Source organism: Bacillus cereus group sp. N31 (assembly GCF_016483245.1).
In the GTDB taxonomy this organism is placed as follows: domain Bacteria; phylum Bacillota; class Bacilli; order Bacillales; family Bacillaceae_G; genus Bacillus_A; species Bacillus_A toyonensis.
This window is the reverse complement of sequence record NZ_JAEHCH010000006.1, coordinates 25353-44492: the sequence shown is the minus strand read 5'-3', so window position 1 is coordinate 44492 and position 19140 is coordinate 25353. Positions and strand designations below refer to the sequence as shown.

Below are 19140 nucleotides of genomic sequence, written 5' to 3'. Positions count from 1 at the left end.
CTTGAAAGGAAGGGTATGCAATGGAGGAGCGGTATTCTCGGCAACAGTTGTTCAAACCAATCGGGAGTAAAGGGCAAGAAAAAATTCGGAATAAGCATGTGTTAATTGTAGGAGCAGGTGCATTAGGAAGTACAAGTGCAGAAAGTCTCGTGCGTGCAGGTATTGGTAAGTTGACAATTATTGATCGTGATTACGTAGAGTGGAGTAATTTACAAAGACAACAACTTTACTCTGAAGAAGATGCAAGAGGGAAAATCCCGAAAGCAATTGCTGCTAAAAAACGGTTGGAACAAATTAATTCAGAAGTACAAATACATGCTTTCATAATGGATGCAAGTGTAGAAAACATGGAAGGGCTATTAGAAAATGTCGATGTAATCATCGATGCTACAGATAATTTTGATATTCGATTTATCATAAATGATTTATCACAAAAACATAATATTCCGTGGGTATATGGATCTTGTGTTGGATCATACGGTATGAGTTATACGATTATTCCGCAAAAAATGCCGTGTTTACATTGTGTACTGAAGAATGTGCCCGTTATAGGTGTGACGTGCGACACGGCTGGGATTATTAGTCCAGCTGTTCAAATCGTTGCGGCATATCAAGTGGCAGAAGCACTCAAAATTTTAGTGGAAGATTACTCAGTAATTAGAAAGACGTTTTTCATGTTTGATATATGGAGTAATCAAAATCATTTTATAAAACTAGGAAAAATAAAAACGGACAATTGTCCATCGTGCGGTTTAAATCGAGCTTATCCTTATTTATCATACGAAAACCAAAAGAAGGTAACTGTTTTATGCGGAAGAAATACAGTTCAAATAAGAACAATAGAAAATAGGCAATACAATTTTGATGACGTAGAAAAAGTATTAAAAAAACTTGGGGAAGTAGAGCGGAATCCATATTTACTATCTTGTCAATTAGAGGATTATCGCGTCGTTATTTTTCAAGATGGTCGTGTGTTCATTCATGGTACAAACGAAATTCCAAAAGCGAAACAACTATATTATCGCTTATTCGGTTAATAGAAAGGGTTGTCAATAATGGAAAGAAGAGTGCCAATTACGGTTGCAGAAGCTATTCGAAAAGTGATGGGATTTGCTAACAATGGCTTAAAAGAGCTACTACCTATTGAATTAGCTTACGGACGTATATTAGCGGAGGATTTAGTAGCTGATCATGACGTACCTTCATTCAATCGTTCACCGTATGATGGGTTTGCTATTAGAGCAGAAGATACGAATTTAGCAAGTTATGAAACGCCAATTGTATTTGAAGTAGTTGGTGAAATTGGCGCAGGATCACTATTCGATGAGAAAGTAGGTTCGTTTCAAGCAGTTCGAATTATGACAGGAGCACAAATTCCAAATGGTTGTGATGCGGTTGTTATGTTAGAACTGACTCGTCAATATGAGGATAATGGGAACGATTATATGGAAGTGAAACGCTCATTCAAAACGGGTGATAATATTTCTTTTCAAGGTGAAGATGCTCGTAAAGGAACGGTTCTTGCAAAGAAAGGATCGTACATTAATCCAGGTATTTCAGCTCTTCTTGCTACATTCGGTTATAGTGAAGTGCCAGTTGCGAAAAAGCCAGTAATTGGACTATTAGCGACTGGTAGTGAATTACTTGATGTAAATGAGTCGTTAGAGCCAGGGAAAATTCGAAATAGTAATACGTACATGATACTGTCTCAAATTCGAAGAGTGGGCGGAAGAGTAAAATACTTTGGGAAGTTTAGTGATGATTTTGATACGTGTTTTACAGCTGTGAAAGATGCGTTAAGTCAAGTAGATATGCTCATTACAACGGGCGGTGTATCAGTAGGAGATTACGATTATTTACCAGCTATATATGAAAGGTTAGGTGCATCCGTTCTTTTCAATAAGGTTGCAATGCGACCAGGAAGTGTAACGACTGTAGCACAATTAAATGGCAAGCTATTATTTGGTTTATCAGGAAATCCATCAGCATGTTATGTAGGATTTGAGTTGTTTGTAAGACCATGTATTCGTGCGTATATGTTTAGTGAAAAAGCGCATTTGAAAAGAGAAAAAGCATTATTAGGAAAAGATTTTCTGAAACCAAATCCATTTACAAGATTTGTACGAGCAAAACTGACATGTAATGAAGGGCAATTAATTGCATATCCATCAGGATTTGATAAGTCTAGCTCGGTTTCTTCATTAGCAGAATCGAACGCTTTTATCGTATTGCCAGGCGGGACAAGAGGATATAAAAAAGAAATGTTTGTCGATGTTCTTTTATTAGAAGATAACGAAGGTAGTGAATGGCCTTGGACATTTTATAAGAGAGGTGTTTCTAATGGGGCAATCACTATTTGAGATTGTAGAAAAACCAATTTTAGTGGAAGAAGTAACGAATAAAGTCGCAAGAAGAGAAGCGGGTGCGATTACAACATTTATTGGTACGGTGAGAGAATTAACAAAAGGAAAACGAACGCTACATTTAAAGTATGAAGCATATAAACCGATGGCAGTAAAACAACTTACAAGAATTGGTGAGGAAATTAACGGGAAATGGCCGGACGCACAAGTAGCCATTACGCACCGTGTAGGGCGGCTGGAAATAATGGATATTGCGGTAGTTATTGCAGTTTCATCACCGCATCGTAAAGTAGCTTATGAAGCGAATGAGTACGCGATTGAACGCATAAAACGCATCGTTCCAATTTGGAAAAAAGAATTTTGGGAAGATGGAACGATGTGGATTGGAGATCAACTTGAAAATACATCATATCCAGAAGGAAAACCGAAGAAGGAAGAATGAGAAAATGATTACAATTTTACTGTTTGCAAATTTGCGTGAGGAAGTCGGATCGGATCAATTAATAATTTCAGAAAAAAAAGAAATGACTGTTGGACAATTAAATGAATGGTTGAAAGATAGTTATCATTTGCAATCTTTGGGTACAGTAATGGTTGCAATTAATGAAGAGTTTGTAACGAATGAAGAGATGATAAAAGCTGGAGATATCGTCGCATTAATCCCGCCTGTAAGTGGGGGATAATAATGCTTTCTCGCAACGATGACTATTAAAGACATTAAAAAATAGATGGAAACTTTCATCAGTTGAAGTAATAAGAAGATGCTATATATATATTAGAATAAGAGAAGGGATGAGCTCTATGCTTACTCAAGAACAAATAATGAACGCATTACAACATGTAGAGGATCCAGAGTTACACAAAAGTGTTGTAGAATTAAATATGGTTAGAAATGTACAAATACATGGAACAGAGGTTAAGCTTGAAGTAGTGTTAACCATTCAAGGTTGTCCGTTAAAGGCGAAAATTCAACAAGATGTGGAAGAGTCCCTTCACGCAATTGGTGCATCTAAAGTGGATGTAACATTTGGTTCGATGACACAAGAAGAAAGAGCTATGCTAACAGAAAAATTAAAGAAAAATAGTAGAACAGAAACAGGTATGCCAAGCATGCTCCGTCATGATTCAGGTGTACATTTTATTACTGTAACGAGTGGGAAAGGCGGAGTCGGAAAATCAACGGTGACAATTAATCTTGCTACTGCCTTAGCTAGAATGGGTAAAAAGGTTGGGATTTTAGATGCAGACATATATGGTTTTAGCATTCCGGCTATGATGGAAACGAATCAAAAACCAACAATGATTGATCAAACAGCAATTCCAGTCGTTAGTCACGGTGTTAAAATTATGTCAATGGGATTTTTTACAGAAGGAAATAATCCAGTCATGTGGCGTGGACCGATGTTAAATAAATGCATTCAAAACTTCCTTGCGAATACACACTGGGGAGATTTAGATTATTTACTTCTCGATTTACCACCTGGTACAGGAGATGTTGCCATTGATGTTGCAGCGATGATCCCACAGGCGAAAGAAATTATCGTTACAACGCCGCACAATGTAGCTTCATTTGTAGCTTCTAGAGTAGGCGTAATGGCAAAACATACAAAACACGAGATTGTAGGAATTGTGGAAAATATGGCTTATTACGAAGAACAAGATGGATCGAAAAATTATCTCTTCGGAAAAGGGGGCGGCGAAATGTTAGCAGAACAATTGCAAACAGAAGTAATTGCACAAATACCTTTTGCAAAACGTGAAGAAAATAACGATTCATCTGTATATGATGAAGACTCTCTCGTTGGAGAAGTATTTACTGCATTAGCAGAAGATATTATTTATAGAGGATAGAGGAGGAAGTTTAATATGGCATGTAGTATTGATCATTCTATTGAAGATGTAATGAATAAGCTTGAAAGTCAAAAGAGCTTTTTATCGGAAATGATTTTTGAAGAGTTAAAGGGATTTTTGCAAGGGAATCACTCACAAGAAATATTAAATGATGTCTTTCATCTTCTAAAAAAGTATGATTTAGTTAGTGAAGAAGAAAGAGAGACTAGAAATGCACAATTATTGCTCTTTATAAGATAAATACTATTTGGCTTTGTTTTTTTACAAGAGGGGTGAATGTAATGGATATGAAGAAGATGATTGAAATGATAGAAGCAACAAAAGTGATTGAAGAACAATTATCGATTCCTCATTTACATCAAAAGCTTGTGAAGTTATATAGTCAAAAAAGTGTTGCTGATTATACGGAGCTATTAAAATATATTTTATCATTATCCGTGCAGCTTGATTTACATTTTGTATTGAAATATTTTGGTGTGCGACCGGTTGTTGCTACAGATGAGCGTATGCAATTTCAAGAGATATTTAAATGCTTAGCTAAGAAAGATGATAATGGGGAATGGTTTTTAAATTTCGTCTCATTATATGTAGGGCTAATTGTAGTTCTTTATTTTGATGAGAAAGTAATTGAGAGTAGTTTTTTCGATGATATGGTAGTGGGTGAAGGGAATGAAATATAAGATCCTGCTCATAACATCTTTCTATTTAATTGCTATAACTGCGATTTTAATTGGTTATATAAATACGAAGGTAACGAATTAAACTAGTTTGATAAAAAGTGTTCTTCAGTTGTTTCCATCGTTTTTTCATGTTACCATTAAGCGAATTTTTCATAGGGAGAGAAAGCGATGAAATGGATTTATTTTATTATTATTAACATTATAGCTTTTAGCCTTATGGGGCTTGATAAACGAAAAGCGAAGAAGAAACAGTGGAGAACGCCAGAAAGTACGTTGTTTTTATCAGCGGCAGCTGGGGGCGCAGTTGGTGCTTGGATCGGTATGTATGTGTTTCACCATAAAACTCATAAAAAGAAATTTGTTTTCGGTATACCGTTACTTGTCGTTATCACAGTATGTTTACTTTTTACTGTATGAGAAATGTCGAAAGAATTGCAGATTGATTATTGGTAAAGTGAGCATGTGGGACCGTATAATGGAGAAAAACGAGAAGAGGAGAAAAGGAAGATGGGGAGTCAATCAGCACAGCAAAAAAAAGGGATTATATATGCGGCTGGTGCTTATACGATGTGGGGAATCCTACCGATTTATTGGAAATGGGTTGAGGAAGTTCCAGCAGATGAAATATTAGCACACCGCATTGTTTGGGCGTTCGTTTTTATGTTAATCGTATTAGCTGTTACGAAGAGATTTCGTCAGTTTGTTGGGGAGTTTGTGAATCTTTTTAAACGACCTAAATTATTAATGTCATTAACAATTGCTTCAATTTTGATTAGTGGGAATTGGTTTGTCTACATATGGGCCGTTAATCATAATCATGTCATTGAAGCGAGTCTTGGGTATTATATTAATCCACTTATTAGTATTTTACTTGGTACAGTCGTATTAAAGGAAAAGTTAAACTTTTGGCAATATGTTGCAGTAGGTTTAGCTGGAGTAGGGGTTATCATTTTAACAATACGTTTTGGATCCATTCCATGGGTTTCTTTATCACTTGCCTTTTCATTTGGATTATACGGATTAACGAAAAAATTGTTAAACTATGATGCGACGATTGGGCTTACGATGGAAACGATGTTAGTGACGCCGTTTGCGCTCATTTATCTCGTTATGACAGGGGTACATGGTTTCGGTTCATTTGGAGCTATTTCAATGCTATCGACGTTACTTTTAATAGGAGCAGGTATTGTTACAGCACTACCACTATTTTATTTTGCAAAAGGAGCACAACTTATTCCGCTTTATATGGTAGGCTTTTTACAATATATTGCGCCAACGATTAGTTTAATTTTAGGTGTATTTGTATTTGGTGAACATTTTACATCTACTCATATGATGGCATTTTTCTGTATATGGGTTGCTTTATTTGTATTTTCAATAGCGAAGACAAAGTTTTTAGTGCAGAAACAACCGAAATTTATAAAAAATAAATCAGCAAAAGTATCATAATGCGTAGTATTTTCTACGCATTTTTCTTTATACTGATACTATATAGAATTTCCATTATAGCTAGTAGGGAGCTGAGAACATGGAAACAATTTTACATAATGATCCGCTGATGGCTGCTGTAATTTCGTGGTTTATAGCACAGTTAACAAAAGTAGTCTTTAAATTAGTTAAAACGGGTGAATTTGATTTTGCAAAATTTTTTGCTTCAGGTGGGATGCCAAGTTCTCATGCTTCAACTGTTACAGCGCTTGCGACAGGTGTTGGAGTTGTGGAAGGTGTGGAAAGTACCATATTTGCAGTGGCTGCAATCTTTGCAATCATTGTTATGTATGACGCTTCAGGAGTAAGGCTTGCGGTAAGTAAACAGGCGAAAATATTGAATGAATTTTTTCATGGTAAACAAACAGAATATAAGAAGTTAAATGAGCTTGTCGGACATACACCGTATGAAGTAGTAGTGGGTGCTTTATTAGGGGTTATTGTCGGAGTGGGATATTGCTTATGAGCAGAACATAATATGTGTTCTGCTTTTCTTTGTTTTTACACATATTCGGTTGCTTTTTTGAATATCGTTATACGGATTTCGAAAGGGTAGGTGAATGCCTTGTTATTATATGAAAAAGTGCATGAAGAAATAGCGAGAAGGACAACTGCACTTCAAACGATGCAAAGGCAAGATGGTACGTGGAGATTCTGTTTTGAAGGAGCACCATTAACTGATTGCCATATGATATTTTTATTAACATTATTAGGTAGAGATAAAGAGGTAGAACCGTTTGTAAAAAGATTAGCTTCACTCCAAACGAATGAAGGGACATGGAAATTGTATGATGATGAAATGGGGGGCAATTTATCTGCTACCATTCAATCTTATGCTGCCCTACTTGCTTCGAAAAAGTATACAAAAGAAGATGCGAATATGAAGCGAGCGGAAATGTTTATTACAGAGCGTGGGGGAGTGGCGCGTGCTCATTTTATGACGAAGTTTTTATTAGCGATTCATGGAGAGTATGAATATCCTTCGCTCTTTCATTTGCCAACACCGATTATGTTTCTGCAAAATGATTCCCCCCTCAGTATATTTGAATTAAGTAGTTCGGCACGTATCCATTTAATTCCGATGATGTTGTGTTTAAATAAAAGGTTTCGTGTAGGGAAAAAGTTACTGCCTAATTTAAATCATATTGCGGGCGGGGGCGGAGAATGGTTTCGGGAGGACCAATCTCCAATGTTTCAAACATTATTAGGTAATGTGAAACAAATTATATCTTATCCGCTTTCCTTACATCATAAAGGAAATGAGGAAGTAGAACGTTTTATGAAAGAGCGTATCGATGAGAATGGAACGTTATATAGTTACGCAAGTGCTTCGTTTTATATGATTTATGCTTTACTTGCGCTAGGACATTCTATTCAATCGCCAATGATTCAAAAGGCTATAACGGGGATAACATCTTATATATGGAAGATGGAAAGAGGGAACCATTTACAAAATTCCCCGTCAACTGTATGGGATACAGCATTACTTAGTTATGCGTTGCAAGAGGCTCGTGTTTCGAAAGAAAGTAAAATGATTCAAAATGCGTCAGCATATTTATTAAAAAAACAACATAAGAAAAAAGCTGATTGGAGTGTGCATGCGCCCGCGCTTATTCCGGGCGGTTGGGGTTTTTCTGATGTGAATACGACAGTTCCTGATGTTGATGATACAACAGCTGTGTTAAGAGCATTGGCACAAAGTAGAGGGAACGGAAATGTGGATGATGCTTGGAAGAAAGGGACGAATTGGATTAAAGGATTACAAAATAATGATGGTGGTTGGGGAGCATTTGAAAAAGGCGTGACAAGCAAGTTATTAGCGAATTTACCAATCGAAAACGCAAGCGATATGATTACGGATCCTTCTACACCAGATATTACAGGCAGAGTGTTAGAGTTTTTCGGGACATATACGCAAAATGAATTGCCCGAGAAACAAAAACAAAGTGCAATCAACTGGTTAATGAATGAACAGGAGGAAAATGGATCGTGGTATGGAAAATGGGGCATTTGTTATATATATGGTACATGGGCAGTGATGACTGGCTTACTGGCGTTAGGAATTACTTCTGCTCACCCTTCTTTAAAACGAGCAACTTTATGGCTTGAACATATACAGCATGAAGATGGTGGCTGGGGAGAATCTTGTCAAAGTAGTGTGGAAAAAAGATTTGCTACTTTACCATTTAGTACACCATCGCAAACAGCATGGGCTTTAGATGCTCTTATTTCTTACTATGATAAAGAAACACCAGCTATTCGAAAAGGTATTTCATATTTGCTTGCGAATCCTTATGTAAATGAAAAATATCCTACTGGAACAGGTTTACCAGGTGGATTTTATATTCGTTATCATAGTTATGCTCATATATATCCGTTACTTACTTTGGCCCATTATGCAAAAAAGTATAAAAAATAAACCGAGAGATGTTTCTCGGTTTATTTTGTTGGGTAGTAGGTCCCTGTTGAAAAGAATAAGGTTATGATTTACCCTTATTTTTCTGTTGACTGGCGTTTTTGACGTGCATCAGCGGCATTCGCACGTGCGTTTGCTTCTAAGTCATTGTGGTCAGCGAGTTCTCGGGAGAACTCAACATCAATGCCATCAGTAGCTTTGTTTTGTTTGAAATTCTTTTTGTTCATTCGACACAAGCTCCTTGTACTTAATGCGACGTTGCAAAGTTAGTTTGACACAAATAGACTTTTTTATACAAAGAGGATTTGGAAAGCAAAGAGCCGAAATATACAGTATAAGTAATAGAAATGGGGGATAGGGATGGAATTTTTAAATGGGAAAACAGCTGTTGTAACAGGTGGCGCCCAAGGAATTGGAAAAGAAATTGCACGAGTTTTTGCGAGGCTTGGGGCTAAAGTTTTAATTAGTGATGTAAATGAAGAAAAGTTACAAAAAACGACACGTGAATTATCGGACGAAGGATATGAAGTAAGCTTATATCGATGTGATGTAAGTAATCAAAATGAAGCGAAATCATTAATTGAGTATGCAGTTCAAAAATTTGGGACACTGCATATTTTAGTAAATAACGCTGGAATTACAAAAGATGCAATGTTACATAAGATGGAGAAATCAGCTTGGGAACAAGTATTACAAGTAAACTTAACTGGCGTTTTTTATTGTATGCAGCCAGCTCTTCTTTATATGAGACAACAACAATATGGGCGTATTATTAATATTTCTTCAATAAGTAGAGAAGGGAATATTGGACAAGCAAATTATGCGGCAACGAAAGCTGGCGTTGTCGGTTTAACGAAAACAGCAGCGAAAGAAGTTGGAAGCTTCGGTATTACTTGTAATGCAATTTGTCCAGGATTTATGGATACGGATATGACAAAAACAATACCGGATAAAGTAAAAGAAAAAATGGTTGGAGCGATTCCGGTTGGTAGAATTGGAACGCCAGAAGATATTGCGAACGCGGCGGCCTTTTTAGCGTCAGAATACGCATCCTATATTACAGGAGAAGTATTAAATGTGAGCGGAGGGCTGCAAGTTTAAAGGAATACATAATGAAAAGAACCTGACCGAGTGGATCAGGTTCTTTCGATTTAATTTAAGTTTAACCAAACGCTCTTCACTTCTGTATAGTTATTTAATGCGTAAGATCCCATTTCACGGCCAAGACCAGATTGTTTAAATCCTCCAAATGGAGATGCTGCATCAAAGACGTTATAACAGTTTACCCATACTGTACCTGCGCGTACTTTACTTGCAACATAGTGTGCTGTCTTAACATTTTCTGTCCATACACCAGCTGCCAAGCCAAATTGTGATTTATTCGCACGTTCAATTACTTCATCAATATCGTTAAACGGTATTGCAGAAATAACTGGACCGAAAATTTCTTCTTTTGCGATTGTCATCTCATCATTGACGTCGGCGAATACTGTAGGAGAAACGAAGTAGCCTTGATCAAATGGATTACTTCCTCCGCAAAGTACTTCAGCGCCTTCTTCAATCCCTTTTTCAATGAAGCCCATTACACGTTTTTGTTGTTCTTCGGAAACGAGAGGACCGATTGTAGTTTCTGGACTTAGACCAGCACCTTGATTTAATTTTTTAGAATAAAGGACGAGATCAGCCATGACATTATCATACATTTTCTTCGGAATAAATAAGCGTGATCCAGCAGAGCATACTTGTCCTTGGTTAAACATAACACCAGAAAGTGCACCAGGAATAGCGCGAGATAAGTCGGCGTCTGGTAAAATAATATTTGGTGATTTACCACCAAGTTCTAAAGTAACACGTTTTAATGATTCGGATGCTTGTCTCATAATTTGTTTGCCAACTGGAGTAGAACCAGTAAATGCAATTTTATCAACGAGTGGATGATTAACGAGAGCTTGTCCAGCTGATTCACCGAATCCAGGAACGATATTAATAACACCTTTCGGGAATCCAGCTTCTTCAATTAATTCAGCTAAGTATAGAGCGGATAGTGGAGTTTGTTCTGCAGGTTTTAAAACGATTGTACATCCTGTAGCAAGCGCCGCTCCCATTTTCCACATTGCCATAAGAAGCGGGAAGTTCCAAGGGATAATTTGACCAACGACACCAACAGCTTCATGGCGTGTATAGTTAAAGTAATCACCGGAAACAGGAATTGTTTGACCAACGATTTTCGTCGCCCAGCCAGCATAATAGCGCATATGCTCAATTGCAAGTGGTATGTCTGCTGCCATTGTTTCACGGATTGGCTTTCCGTTATCTAACGTTTCGAGCTGTGCAAGCTCTTCTTTATGTTCTTCCATTAAATCGGCAAGCTTGTACATAAGGCGGCTTCGTTCAGCAGTGCTCATGCGAGACCAAGGACCTTCGTCAAAAGCCATGCGAGCTGCGACTACAGCTTTATGAATATCTTCGCGACCAGCTTCAGAAACGATGGCAAGCGTTTCGCCAGTTGCAGGGTTAGGCGTTTTAAACGTTTTACCGGAAGCGCTTTCAACGAAAGATCCATTCACATATAACTTTTTCGTTCCTTGAAGAAACTTTTCTACCTTTTCATGAAGATTTACAGCTAGTTGACTCATTGTATAACCCCCTTGAAAATATAATGTAAACGCAGTACGAGACGGCGTTTATTCCGAAATCAAGGATGTAGGAACTAGATGGAAAGCCTCTAATTAAAATCATAATTAATAATTACTGAAAATTCAAATTTCATTTGTGTTACAATTGTAAAAAATATGTAATGTAAGAGAGTCTTCTATATAATTATAAAAAATCCTGCTTGTTTTTGCTTTCTAGTAGGAAAAACTAGAAGAACAATGGTACAATAATACATCGTGAGAGGAGGGAGAAAATGAAGAATTATCATGATGATCCACGCTTTCGAATCGCCCATAGAGAAGCGTTAATTGGTCTTGGACTTGCTATTATCAATTTTATAATATGGTACGGATTTGCTTATGGGCTTGGTAGTAAAAATCCAAGTGAATATACATATGTATTCGGTTTTCCAGCATGGTTTTTTTATAGTTGTATTGTTGGATTTGTCGTAATGGTTATTTTGCTTAGTTTAGTTGTTCGTTTTGTATTTCAAGATATTTCACTCGATGAGGAATAAAAAAGTGAGGAATAATAGATGAATTGGTATGTAATCATTCCAATGATAATTTCGTTTATCGTTGTATTTTTAATTGGTATATATGCTTCAAGACGCGTACAAGCGACTGCTCATAATAAATTTTTGCAAGAATATTTTCTTGGTGGACGTGAGCTTGGCGGTTTATTATTAGCGATGACAATGATTGCTACGTACGGTAGTGCAAGTAGTTTCATTGGTGGCCCTGGTATTGCTTACAATATGGGACTTGGATGGGTATTATTATCTGCGATTCAAGTTGTAACAGGTTATATCGTTTTAACGGTTATCGGTAAAAAGTTTGCAATTATTGCTAGGAAGATGGAAGCAATTACGCTTATCGATTATTTAAAAGGAAGATACGCTAATAAAGCGGTTGTTATACTTTCGGCGTTATGTATTATTATCTTTTTATTTTCAGCAACAGTAGCCCAGTGGGTCGGCGGTGGACGATTAATTGAGTCGCTAACAGGTCTATCTTATACAACAGCACTATTTTTATTTACTTTTTCTGTACTTGTGTACGTATTAATTGGTGGGTTCCGCGCAGTTGCGTTATCAGATACGTTATTAGGTATCATTATGTTAGTTGGAACGACAATCATTTTAGTTGCTACTGTTATTGCTGGTGGTGGAATTGAAAAGATTATGCAGGAACTTGTTCAAATCAATCCGAATTTAATTACACCATTCGGAGCAGATGGTAGTTTAACGAAATCATATGTTACATCGTTTTGGATTTTAATTGGAATTGGCGTTGTCGGTTTACCACAAATTAGTGTGCGTGCTATGTCTTATAAAAATTCAAAAGCTATGCATCAAGCTCTAATCATTGGAACGGTTGTCGTTGGTACAATTATGATCGGGATGCATTTAACGGGTGTATTTGCACGAGTAGTACTTCCTGGTATAACGGTACCAGATAAAGTCATGCCGCTACTCGCGATGGAAGTGTTGCCGCCTTGGCTAGCTGGCGTTTTCTTAGCGGCACCAATGGCAGCGATTATGTCTACAGTAAATTCGCTATTGTTACTTGTAAGTTCATCGATTATTAAAGATATATATGTAAATTACATAAATAAGGATGCAGCAGACAGTACGATAAAAAAAGGAAGTTTGTGGATTACGGGTATTGTAGGACTGCTCGTTTATGCAGCGGCGATTAAACCACCAGATTTTTTAATATGGTTAAATTTATTTTCTTTCGGTGGATTAGAAGCAGCATTCATTTGGCCGATCGTCTTAGGGTTATATTGGAGAAAAGGGAATGCAACTGGAGCGCTTGCTTCCATTTTAGTTGGGGTAGGCTCATATATGTGTATTCATCTTTTCTACCCAAATCCGTTCGGTATACATACAGTTGTCTTCCCAATTTGCTTTGCGTTTATCGCTTACATAGTGGGAAGTATGATTGCTGTGAAAAAAACAGCATAGGCTAGATGAAGAACGTAGTCCGTATAGGACTGCGTTTTTTTATAAAATTCATCTTTTTTATTCTGTATATGTAGGGCTATTCATAAATTAATAACAACTGAGGGGATGGAGTTGAGGTCGATGAAAAAAGTGTTATTTTTGGGAGACCCGGGAATTGATGACTCTTTAGCCATCATGTATGGAATTATGCATCCTGATATTGATATTGTTGGTGTTGTAACCGGATATGGAAATGTAACGCAAGAAAAGGCAACAAGTAATGCTGCGTATTTATTGCAAATGGCAGGACGGGAAGATATACCTGTTATTAATGGTGCGAAAATTCCTTTATCTGGAGATGTTACAACGTATTATCCAGAAATTCATGGAGCAGACGGTTTAGGACCAATTAAGCCTCCGAAAGCTTTTTCACCAAATATAAAATCTTTTTGTGCATTTTTTGATATTCTTGAAAAGTATAAAGGAGAATTAATAATAGTTGATGCCGGTAGGTCAACGACATTAGCGACAGCGTTTATTTTAGAAAAGCCGATGATGAAATATGTAAAAGAATATTATATAATGGGCGGTGCTTTTTTAATGCCTGGCAATGTTACACCAGTGGCGGAGGCGAATTTTCATGGCGATCCGATTGCGTCACAGTTAGTTATGCAAAATGCGAAGAATGTAACATTAGTGCCGCTTAATGTTACATCCGAGGCAATTATAACGCCAGAGATGGTAAAATATATTACGAAACACTCTAAAACGAGTTTTAATACATTAATTGAACCGATTTTTACGTATTATTATAAAGCCTATAAAAAGTTGAACCCGAAAATAACAGGAAGTCCAGTACATGACGTTGTCACAATGATGGTCGCGGCGAATCCGTCCCTTTTAGATTATGTGTACCGCCGTGTCGATGTAGATACTGTTGGAATTGCAAAGGGCGAAAGTATTGCTGATTTCCGTCCACAACCTGACTCAAAAGCCTTAAAAAATTGGGTTCGAATTGGCTGGTCGTTACATTATAAAAAATTTCTCGAAGATTTCGTGAAAATTATGACGTAGACATAATAGGAGAATACAAGTTAAAATAATGGAGATGGTTACTTAAATAACCATCTCCATTATTTTGTTTTTTTAGATAAAGAGAGAAGAGTTGCACAATAGGAGAGGAATTTTACTTGAAAAAAACTATAGTATGCGCAATGATTGTGGGTATTTTCGTTTTGGTAATATCGGGTAACTTTTTAGTGAAAAAAGTGTGGAGTTCAAATAACGATGATGCACAGTATATCGCATCTTTTATTGAAGAACATAAAGATGAAAAAAATAGTGCGCTTCTAGTAAAGAGAAATGATAAAGTTGTTTATTCTGTAAATCCAAATGTTGTATTACCAGTTGCTAGTACGATGAAATTAATTGTGGCGCTTGAATATACGAAACAAGTTACAGAAGGGAAAATTGACCCGGCTAGTTTCGTTTCAATTAATGATGTCAATCGATATTATGTACCGAATACAGATGGTGGTGCACAAGATAGATGGCAAAGGTATTTGGAGAAGACAGGCAAGATAACTGAAGGAGCCGTTACTTTAGAAGACGTGGCAAAAGGAATGGTTAAGTTTAGTTCGAATGCTAATGCGGAATATTTAATGGAAGTGTTAGGATTAGATAACATTAATCGAAATTTACAAAGTTTATCGCTCCCTGCACATCAACCACTATTTCCGATTGTTTCATCTTTATATATCCCGGGATATTTGCATAAAGAATTACATGTTCCAAAATATAAAATAGAGAAAAAATTAAAAGAAATGACTCAAGAGCAATATCGTGAATATGCGATGATTATTCATGAGCGCTTAAAAAAGAAGGGGTCATTATTACAGAAAGAAATTCCTCTTTATTTAGGGGAACGTTATGATAAAATTTGGTCAGATAGATTACCAGCTGCGTCAGCAAACGATTATATGGTATTGCTGCAAAAGGCAAACCATAAAGGTGGCCTGACAGAAGCTGAAGAAAAAGTGTGGGCAAGTATCGTTGAAACAGATATGAGTGCCAAGAAATATCGTAAAACATTCAGACACGCAGGACAAAAGAATGGGTATACGCCATGGACGGTTACAAAAGCGGTTTATGCTATGGATAAGCGCGGGAACTGTACAGAAATTGTATTTTTAGCGAATAATTTAAATGAAGATGACAGTGCAGAAATACGTAAACATTTAGCAAATTTACATTTCCAAGTGTTGCAAAGTGATAAGTATGATGCGACTTTTATTAAATAAACTCGGTGCATAAAGCACCGAGTTTATTTTTGTCCCGCTATTTGTGGACAGTAAGACTCCCATCTCAAAATTGGGCGAATGCGAGAGAGTTAGGTGGGAGTACAACTGCCTGTAAAAGGCCGATTGGTAAGGACTAATTAAAGTTTCACTTTATGTATAAGCACTTTTTTACTATCTCTGGGTATGATGGGTAGTAATACTTAGGTGAAAGGGGAAAAGGTGATGAAACAGAGTAAAGAAGAATTTATAAAGAATGAAGGCGCTGATTTCCCTGGGAAAACATATGTGGATTGTGTATTACAACATGTATTTAATTTTCAGCATAACTACTTATTAAAAGATATGTTTCAAGTGCATAAAGCGCATATTATGATGCTGACTGAAGAAAGTTTAATAAAAAAAGAAGAAGCTACAGTTATATTAAAAGCACTAAAAAAGGTAGAAGGAATGCCCAAAGATCAATTGCGATATACAGAACAACATGAAGATCTCTTTTTTTTAGTTGAACATTTAATTTCTCAGGAAGCAAAGTGTGATTTTGTAAGTAATATGCATATCGGTCGAAGTAGAAATGATATGGGAGTAACGATGTATCGTATGAGCTTAAGACGATATGTATTACGATTAATGGAACACCATTTATTATTGCAAGAAAGTATATTGCAACTTGCTGATGATCATAAGGGAACAGTTATGCCAGCTTATACACATACACAACCAGCACAGCCAACAACGTTTGGTCATTATATGTTAGCAATTTATGATACGATGCAAAGAGACTTAGAACGAATGAAAAAAACGTACCAAATTTTAAATCAGTCTCCGATGGGGGCAGCTGCACTTTCAACAACAAGTTTTCCGATTAAACGAGAACGAGTTTCTCATTTACTTGGGTTTACAAATGTAATTGAGAACTCATATGATGCTGTCGCTGGAGCGGATTATTTATTAGATGTTAGCTCGTTACTTATGATAATGATGACAAATACGAGTAGATGGATTCATGACTTCTTATTATTAGCGACGAAAGAATATGATGGTATTACTGTTGCGAAGCCATATGTGCAAATTAGTAGTATTATGCCACAAAAACGAAATCCAGTTTCAATTGAGCATGCTCGTGCTATTACGAGTAGCGCTTTAGGAGAAGCATTTACAGTATTTCAAATGATTCATAATACACCATTTGGGGATATTGTCGATACGGAAGATGACTTACAGCCGTATTTATATAAAGGAATCGAAAAGACGATTCGCGTATTTTCTATTATGAATGCAGTCATTCGAACGATGAAAGTAGAAGAAGAAACGTTAAAAAGTCGTTCCTATAAACATGCAATAACGATAACTGATTTTGCAGATGTTTTAACAAAAAACTATAAAATTCCATTTCGGCATGCTCATCATGCAGCAAGTACGATTGCTAATATGTCATTGGTGCAGAAAAAGGAGCTTCATGAATTACATTTCAAAGATGTAAATATATACTTACAAGAAAAATTTAAAATACATTTATTAGAAAAAGAGTGGAAAGAAATTATATCGCCAGAAGCTTTTATTCAAAAAAGAAATGTATACGGAGGACCGAGTAAAAAAGAGATGGAACGAATGATTCAAAAGCGTAAAGAGTCATTTCAAAATGAAGAAGAGCGATTTGAAACGGAAAAACGGAGAATATTACGAGCTGAATATAATTTGAACATATTAGTTTCAAATATTATCGAATCGTAAAAGAAGGATTTAATGAATTAATCGCCAATACTTAATTAAAATATAAATGGAGAGAAGAGATTGTCGATGATTCAATTACACGTATATAAAGAGATTCTTCATTTTAAAGAAGATGTTACACCATTTTTAGAAAAGAATGAGCAGGAAAATAATTTAATGTTAGGTATATTACAAGTAGCTCAAGAACCGACGTTTATGGGGGTAGCGAAACGAGGAGAAGAAATTACAGTTGTATTTCTTCAAACAGAAGAGAAGATACAAATGATTGTTGCAACTTCTGAAAATTCGGAAGTAGATATAGTGAAACTTGCAAAAGAGTTATCGAAAGTATATCCGGACATTCCTGGATTGATCGGTAATAAGGAAATTGTACAGAAATTAGCTGAAGAGATTGCGGTGTTAGAAAATAAGAAAACGAATGTTGTAATGAAACAAGGTGTATATGCATTACAACAAATTAAGAAGAAGTGGAACGAGGATGGAATTTTTCGAGAAATAACTAATGATGAGTTGCCATTAATAGAAAAATGGATATATCAATTTTGTGAAGATGTGAAGCTCCCAACTACGAAAGAAGAAGCGGAACAAACCGCACATACATTAATCACTAATAATCGTCTATTTGGTCTAGAAGTAGATGGGAAACTCGTTTCTGTAGCTGCAAAAACGAGACCAACTACAAATAATATAACAGTAAATTTCGTTTATACCCCGAAAGAAGCACGAAAAAAAGGGTACGCATCTAATTGTGTAGCGGCACTCAGTCAACGTATGTTAGACGAAGGGTACAAGACGACTACACTATATACTGATTTAGCCAATCCGACATCTAATAAAATTTATCAAGAAATTGGTTATGAACAAATTGCGGAGTCTGTGCTCATATTTTTAGAGAAGTAGAATAAAAAGGCGTGCTATTTTAGCACACCTTTTTATTATTCATCAATTCTAATAACCTCGCCTTGCGGGAAGTTCTCAGTTTCTAGTAAGTTACGAATAGCTTTTGCCACATATTCAGGTGATAATAGCTTTCCTTCTTCTTTTAGTGTGATGAATCGGTCTAAATTTGTGAAGTCTTCTTTATTTGTTTCACGAATTTGTGCTTGCATATTTGTATCCACAACACCAGGTGCAAAAGCGACGATTTTTACTGGATATTCTTTTTCCTCTTCTTCAGTCGCTACGCATTGTGTAAACATATTTACACCAGCTTTCGTAGTACAATAAGCGCCCCAGCCAAAGTAAGGTTTTTTTCCTGCACCAGATGAAATGTTTACAACGCGTTTATCTACTTTCCAGTCTTTCGTATGTTTCATGAACATAGATGTAAGAATCATAGGGGCAAGTAAATTAATGTGAACGTTCGTAATGAATTGTTCGCTTTCTGCTTTTTCAATCGGCTTCATAGGTGCAACTGTACCCGCATTATTAATTAAATGAATAGAAGATACATTGTCTTCTTTAATGGATGAAATGATTTCGTTAAAGTTAGTTTCTAAATGATGTACATCTTGAAGATCTAAGGAATGGAAAATACAATTGCTGTTATATTGCTCTGCAAGTTTAGTAAGCTCTTTATTTTCTCTTCTAGAAATAGAGATGATGGTTGTGCTTTCTTCTAATAATTGCGCGGCAATTGCCTCCCCTAAACCTTGTGAAGTTCCTGTTATGATAACGTAGCGCATAGTTTTATAAACTCCTCTCGTAT

General features: G+C 36.3%; 21 protein-coding genes. 18 read left to right on the top strand and 3 right to left on the bottom strand.

The annotated features are described in order from the left end of the window. The first annotated feature begins 20 nt into the window (after nucleotides 1-20). The 11 genes from JDS81_RS10590 to JDS81_RS10540 all read left to right on the top strand — a co-directional run bounded on the left by JDS81_RS10590 (nucleotide 21) and on the right by JDS81_RS10540 (nucleotide 8801). Nucleotides 21-1037: a molybdopterin-synthase adenylyltransferase MoeB gene (locus tag JDS81_RS10590; protein WP_097953653.1), complete on the top strand. Its 1017-nt coding sequence runs from the start codon at nucleotides 21-23 to the stop codon at nucleotides 1035-1037. Nucleotides 1038-1055: 18 nt separating this feature from the next. Next, entirely contained in the window at nucleotides 1056-2360 is a 1305-nt protein-coding gene (locus JDS81_RS10585) for a molybdopterin molybdotransferase MoeA (protein ID WP_097953652.1), read from the top strand. After that, nucleotides 2341-2805: a molybdopterin synthase catalytic subunit MoaE gene (gene moaE, locus JDS81_RS10580; protein ID WP_087950583.1), complete on the top strand. Its 465-nt coding sequence runs from the start codon at nucleotides 2341-2343 to the stop codon at nucleotides 2803-2805. The genes JDS81_RS10585 and moaE overlap by 20 nt, the downstream gene beginning before the upstream one ends. Nucleotides 2806-2809: 4 nt before the next feature. Beyond that, nucleotides 2810-3046, top strand: coding sequence for a molybdopterin converting factor subunit 1 (gene moaD, locus JDS81_RS10575; RefSeq protein WP_000628492.1), 237 nt, complete (start codon nucleotides 2810-2812; stop codon nucleotides 3044-3046). Nucleotides 3047-3164: 118 nt separating this feature from the next. Then, complete coding sequence (locus JDS81_RS10570; RefSeq protein WP_097953651.1) at nucleotides 3165-4214, top strand: P-loop NTPase; 1050 nt, start codon at nucleotides 3165-3167, stop codon at nucleotides 4212-4214. 15 nt (nucleotides 4215-4229) lie between these two features. After that, nucleotides 4230-4454, top strand: a complete 225-nt coding sequence (locus tag JDS81_RS10565; RefSeq protein ID WP_097953650.1) for a group-specific protein — start codon at nucleotides 4230-4232, stop codon at nucleotides 4452-4454. A 41-nt stretch (nucleotides 4455-4495) separates the two neighbouring features. Continuing rightward, entirely contained in the window at nucleotides 4496-4894 is a 399-nt protein-coding gene (locus JDS81_RS10560; RefSeq protein ID WP_097953649.1) for a hypothetical protein, read from the top strand. A 168-nt stretch (nucleotides 4895-5062) separates the two neighbouring features. Further along, nucleotides 5063-5311, top strand: a complete 249-nt coding sequence (locus JDS81_RS10555; protein ID WP_097953648.1) for a DUF1294 domain-containing protein — start codon at nucleotides 5063-5065, stop codon at nucleotides 5309-5311. 90 nt (nucleotides 5312-5401) lie between these two features. Then, a complete protein-coding gene (gene rarD, locus JDS81_RS10550; RefSeq protein WP_000535548.1) occupies nucleotides 5402-6343 on the top strand; it encodes an EamA family transporter RarD in 942 nt (313 codons plus the stop codon). A gap of 79 nt (nucleotides 6344-6422) precedes the next feature. Next, on the top strand, nucleotides 6423-6848 hold the full coding sequence (locus tag JDS81_RS10545) for a divergent PAP2 family protein (protein ID WP_000447810.1): 426 nt from the start codon (nucleotides 6423-6425) through the stop codon (nucleotides 6846-6848). Nucleotides 6849-6947: 99 nt separating this feature from the next. Then, on the top strand, nucleotides 6948-8801 hold the full coding sequence (locus JDS81_RS10540) for a terpene cyclase/mutase family protein (RefSeq protein WP_097953647.1): 1854 nt from the start codon (nucleotides 6948-6950) through the stop codon (nucleotides 8799-8801). A gap of 74 nt (nucleotides 8802-8875) precedes the next feature. On the opposite strand, the gene JDS81_RS10535 is transcribed toward JDS81_RS10540, so the two are convergent. Further along, nucleotides 8876-9025, bottom strand: coding sequence for a YfhD family protein (locus tag JDS81_RS10535; protein ID WP_001035808.1), 150 nt, complete (start codon nucleotides 9023-9025; stop codon nucleotides 8876-8878). Between the two features lie 133 nt (nucleotides 9026-9158). Between JDS81_RS10535 and fabG the strand changes: the two genes are divergently transcribed. Beyond that, nucleotides 9159-9899, top strand: coding sequence for a 3-oxoacyl-ACP reductase FabG (fabG, locus tag JDS81_RS10530; protein WP_000395047.1), 741 nt, complete (start codon nucleotides 9159-9161; stop codon nucleotides 9897-9899). 50 nt (nucleotides 9900-9949) lie between these two features. Here fabG and dhaS read toward each other — a convergent pair whose 3' ends face one another. After that, nucleotides 9950-11434, bottom strand: a complete 1485-nt coding sequence (gene dhaS / locus JDS81_RS10525; RefSeq protein WP_000080298.1) for an aldehyde dehydrogenase DhaS — start codon at nucleotides 11432-11434, stop codon at nucleotides 9950-9952. Between the two features lie 272 nt (nucleotides 11435-11706). On the opposite strand from dhaS, the gene JDS81_RS10520 reads away from it, so the two are divergent. The 6 genes from JDS81_RS10520 to JDS81_RS10495 all read left to right on the top strand — a co-directional run bounded on the left by JDS81_RS10520 (nucleotide 11707) and on the right by JDS81_RS10495 (nucleotide 18332). Next, on the top strand, nucleotides 11707-11970 hold the full coding sequence (locus JDS81_RS10520) for a YhdT family protein (RefSeq protein WP_097953646.1): 264 nt from the start codon (nucleotides 11707-11709) through the stop codon (nucleotides 11968-11970). 18 nt (nucleotides 11971-11988) lie between these two features. Next, a complete protein-coding gene (panF, locus tag JDS81_RS10515; RefSeq protein WP_097953645.1) occupies nucleotides 11989-13422 on the top strand; it encodes a sodium/pantothenate symporter in 1434 nt (477 codons plus the stop codon). 120 nt (nucleotides 13423-13542) lie between these two features. Continuing rightward, nucleotides 13543-14475 (top strand): nucleoside hydrolase, encoded by a 933-nt coding sequence (locus tag JDS81_RS10510; protein ID WP_097953644.1) that lies wholly within the window; start codon nucleotides 13543-13545, stop codon nucleotides 14473-14475. Nucleotides 14476-14591: 116 nt separating this feature from the next. Next, on the top strand, nucleotides 14592-15701 hold the full coding sequence (locus JDS81_RS10505; protein WP_097953643.1) for a serine hydrolase: 1110 nt from the start codon (nucleotides 14592-14594) through the stop codon (nucleotides 15699-15701). A gap of 222 nt (nucleotides 15702-15923) precedes the next feature. Continuing rightward, entirely contained in the window at nucleotides 15924-17432 is a 1509-nt protein-coding gene (gene argH, locus JDS81_RS10500) for an argininosuccinate lyase (RefSeq protein ID WP_087950577.1), read from the top strand. Between the two features lie 60 nt (nucleotides 17433-17492). Then, the gene (locus JDS81_RS10495; protein WP_139138342.1) at nucleotides 17493-18332 is read left to right on the top strand and encodes a GNAT family N-acetyltransferase; all 840 of its coding nucleotides are present in this window, start codon (nucleotides 17493-17495) and stop codon (nucleotides 18330-18332) included. A 35-nt stretch (nucleotides 18333-18367) separates the two neighbouring features. On the opposite strand, the gene JDS81_RS10490 is transcribed toward JDS81_RS10495, so the two are convergent. Continuing rightward, nucleotides 18368-19117 (bottom strand): (S)-benzoin forming benzil reductase, encoded by a 750-nt coding sequence (locus JDS81_RS10490; protein ID WP_001271041.1) that lies wholly within the window; start codon nucleotides 19115-19117, stop codon nucleotides 18368-18370. Nucleotides 19118-19140 lie beyond the last annotated feature (23 nt).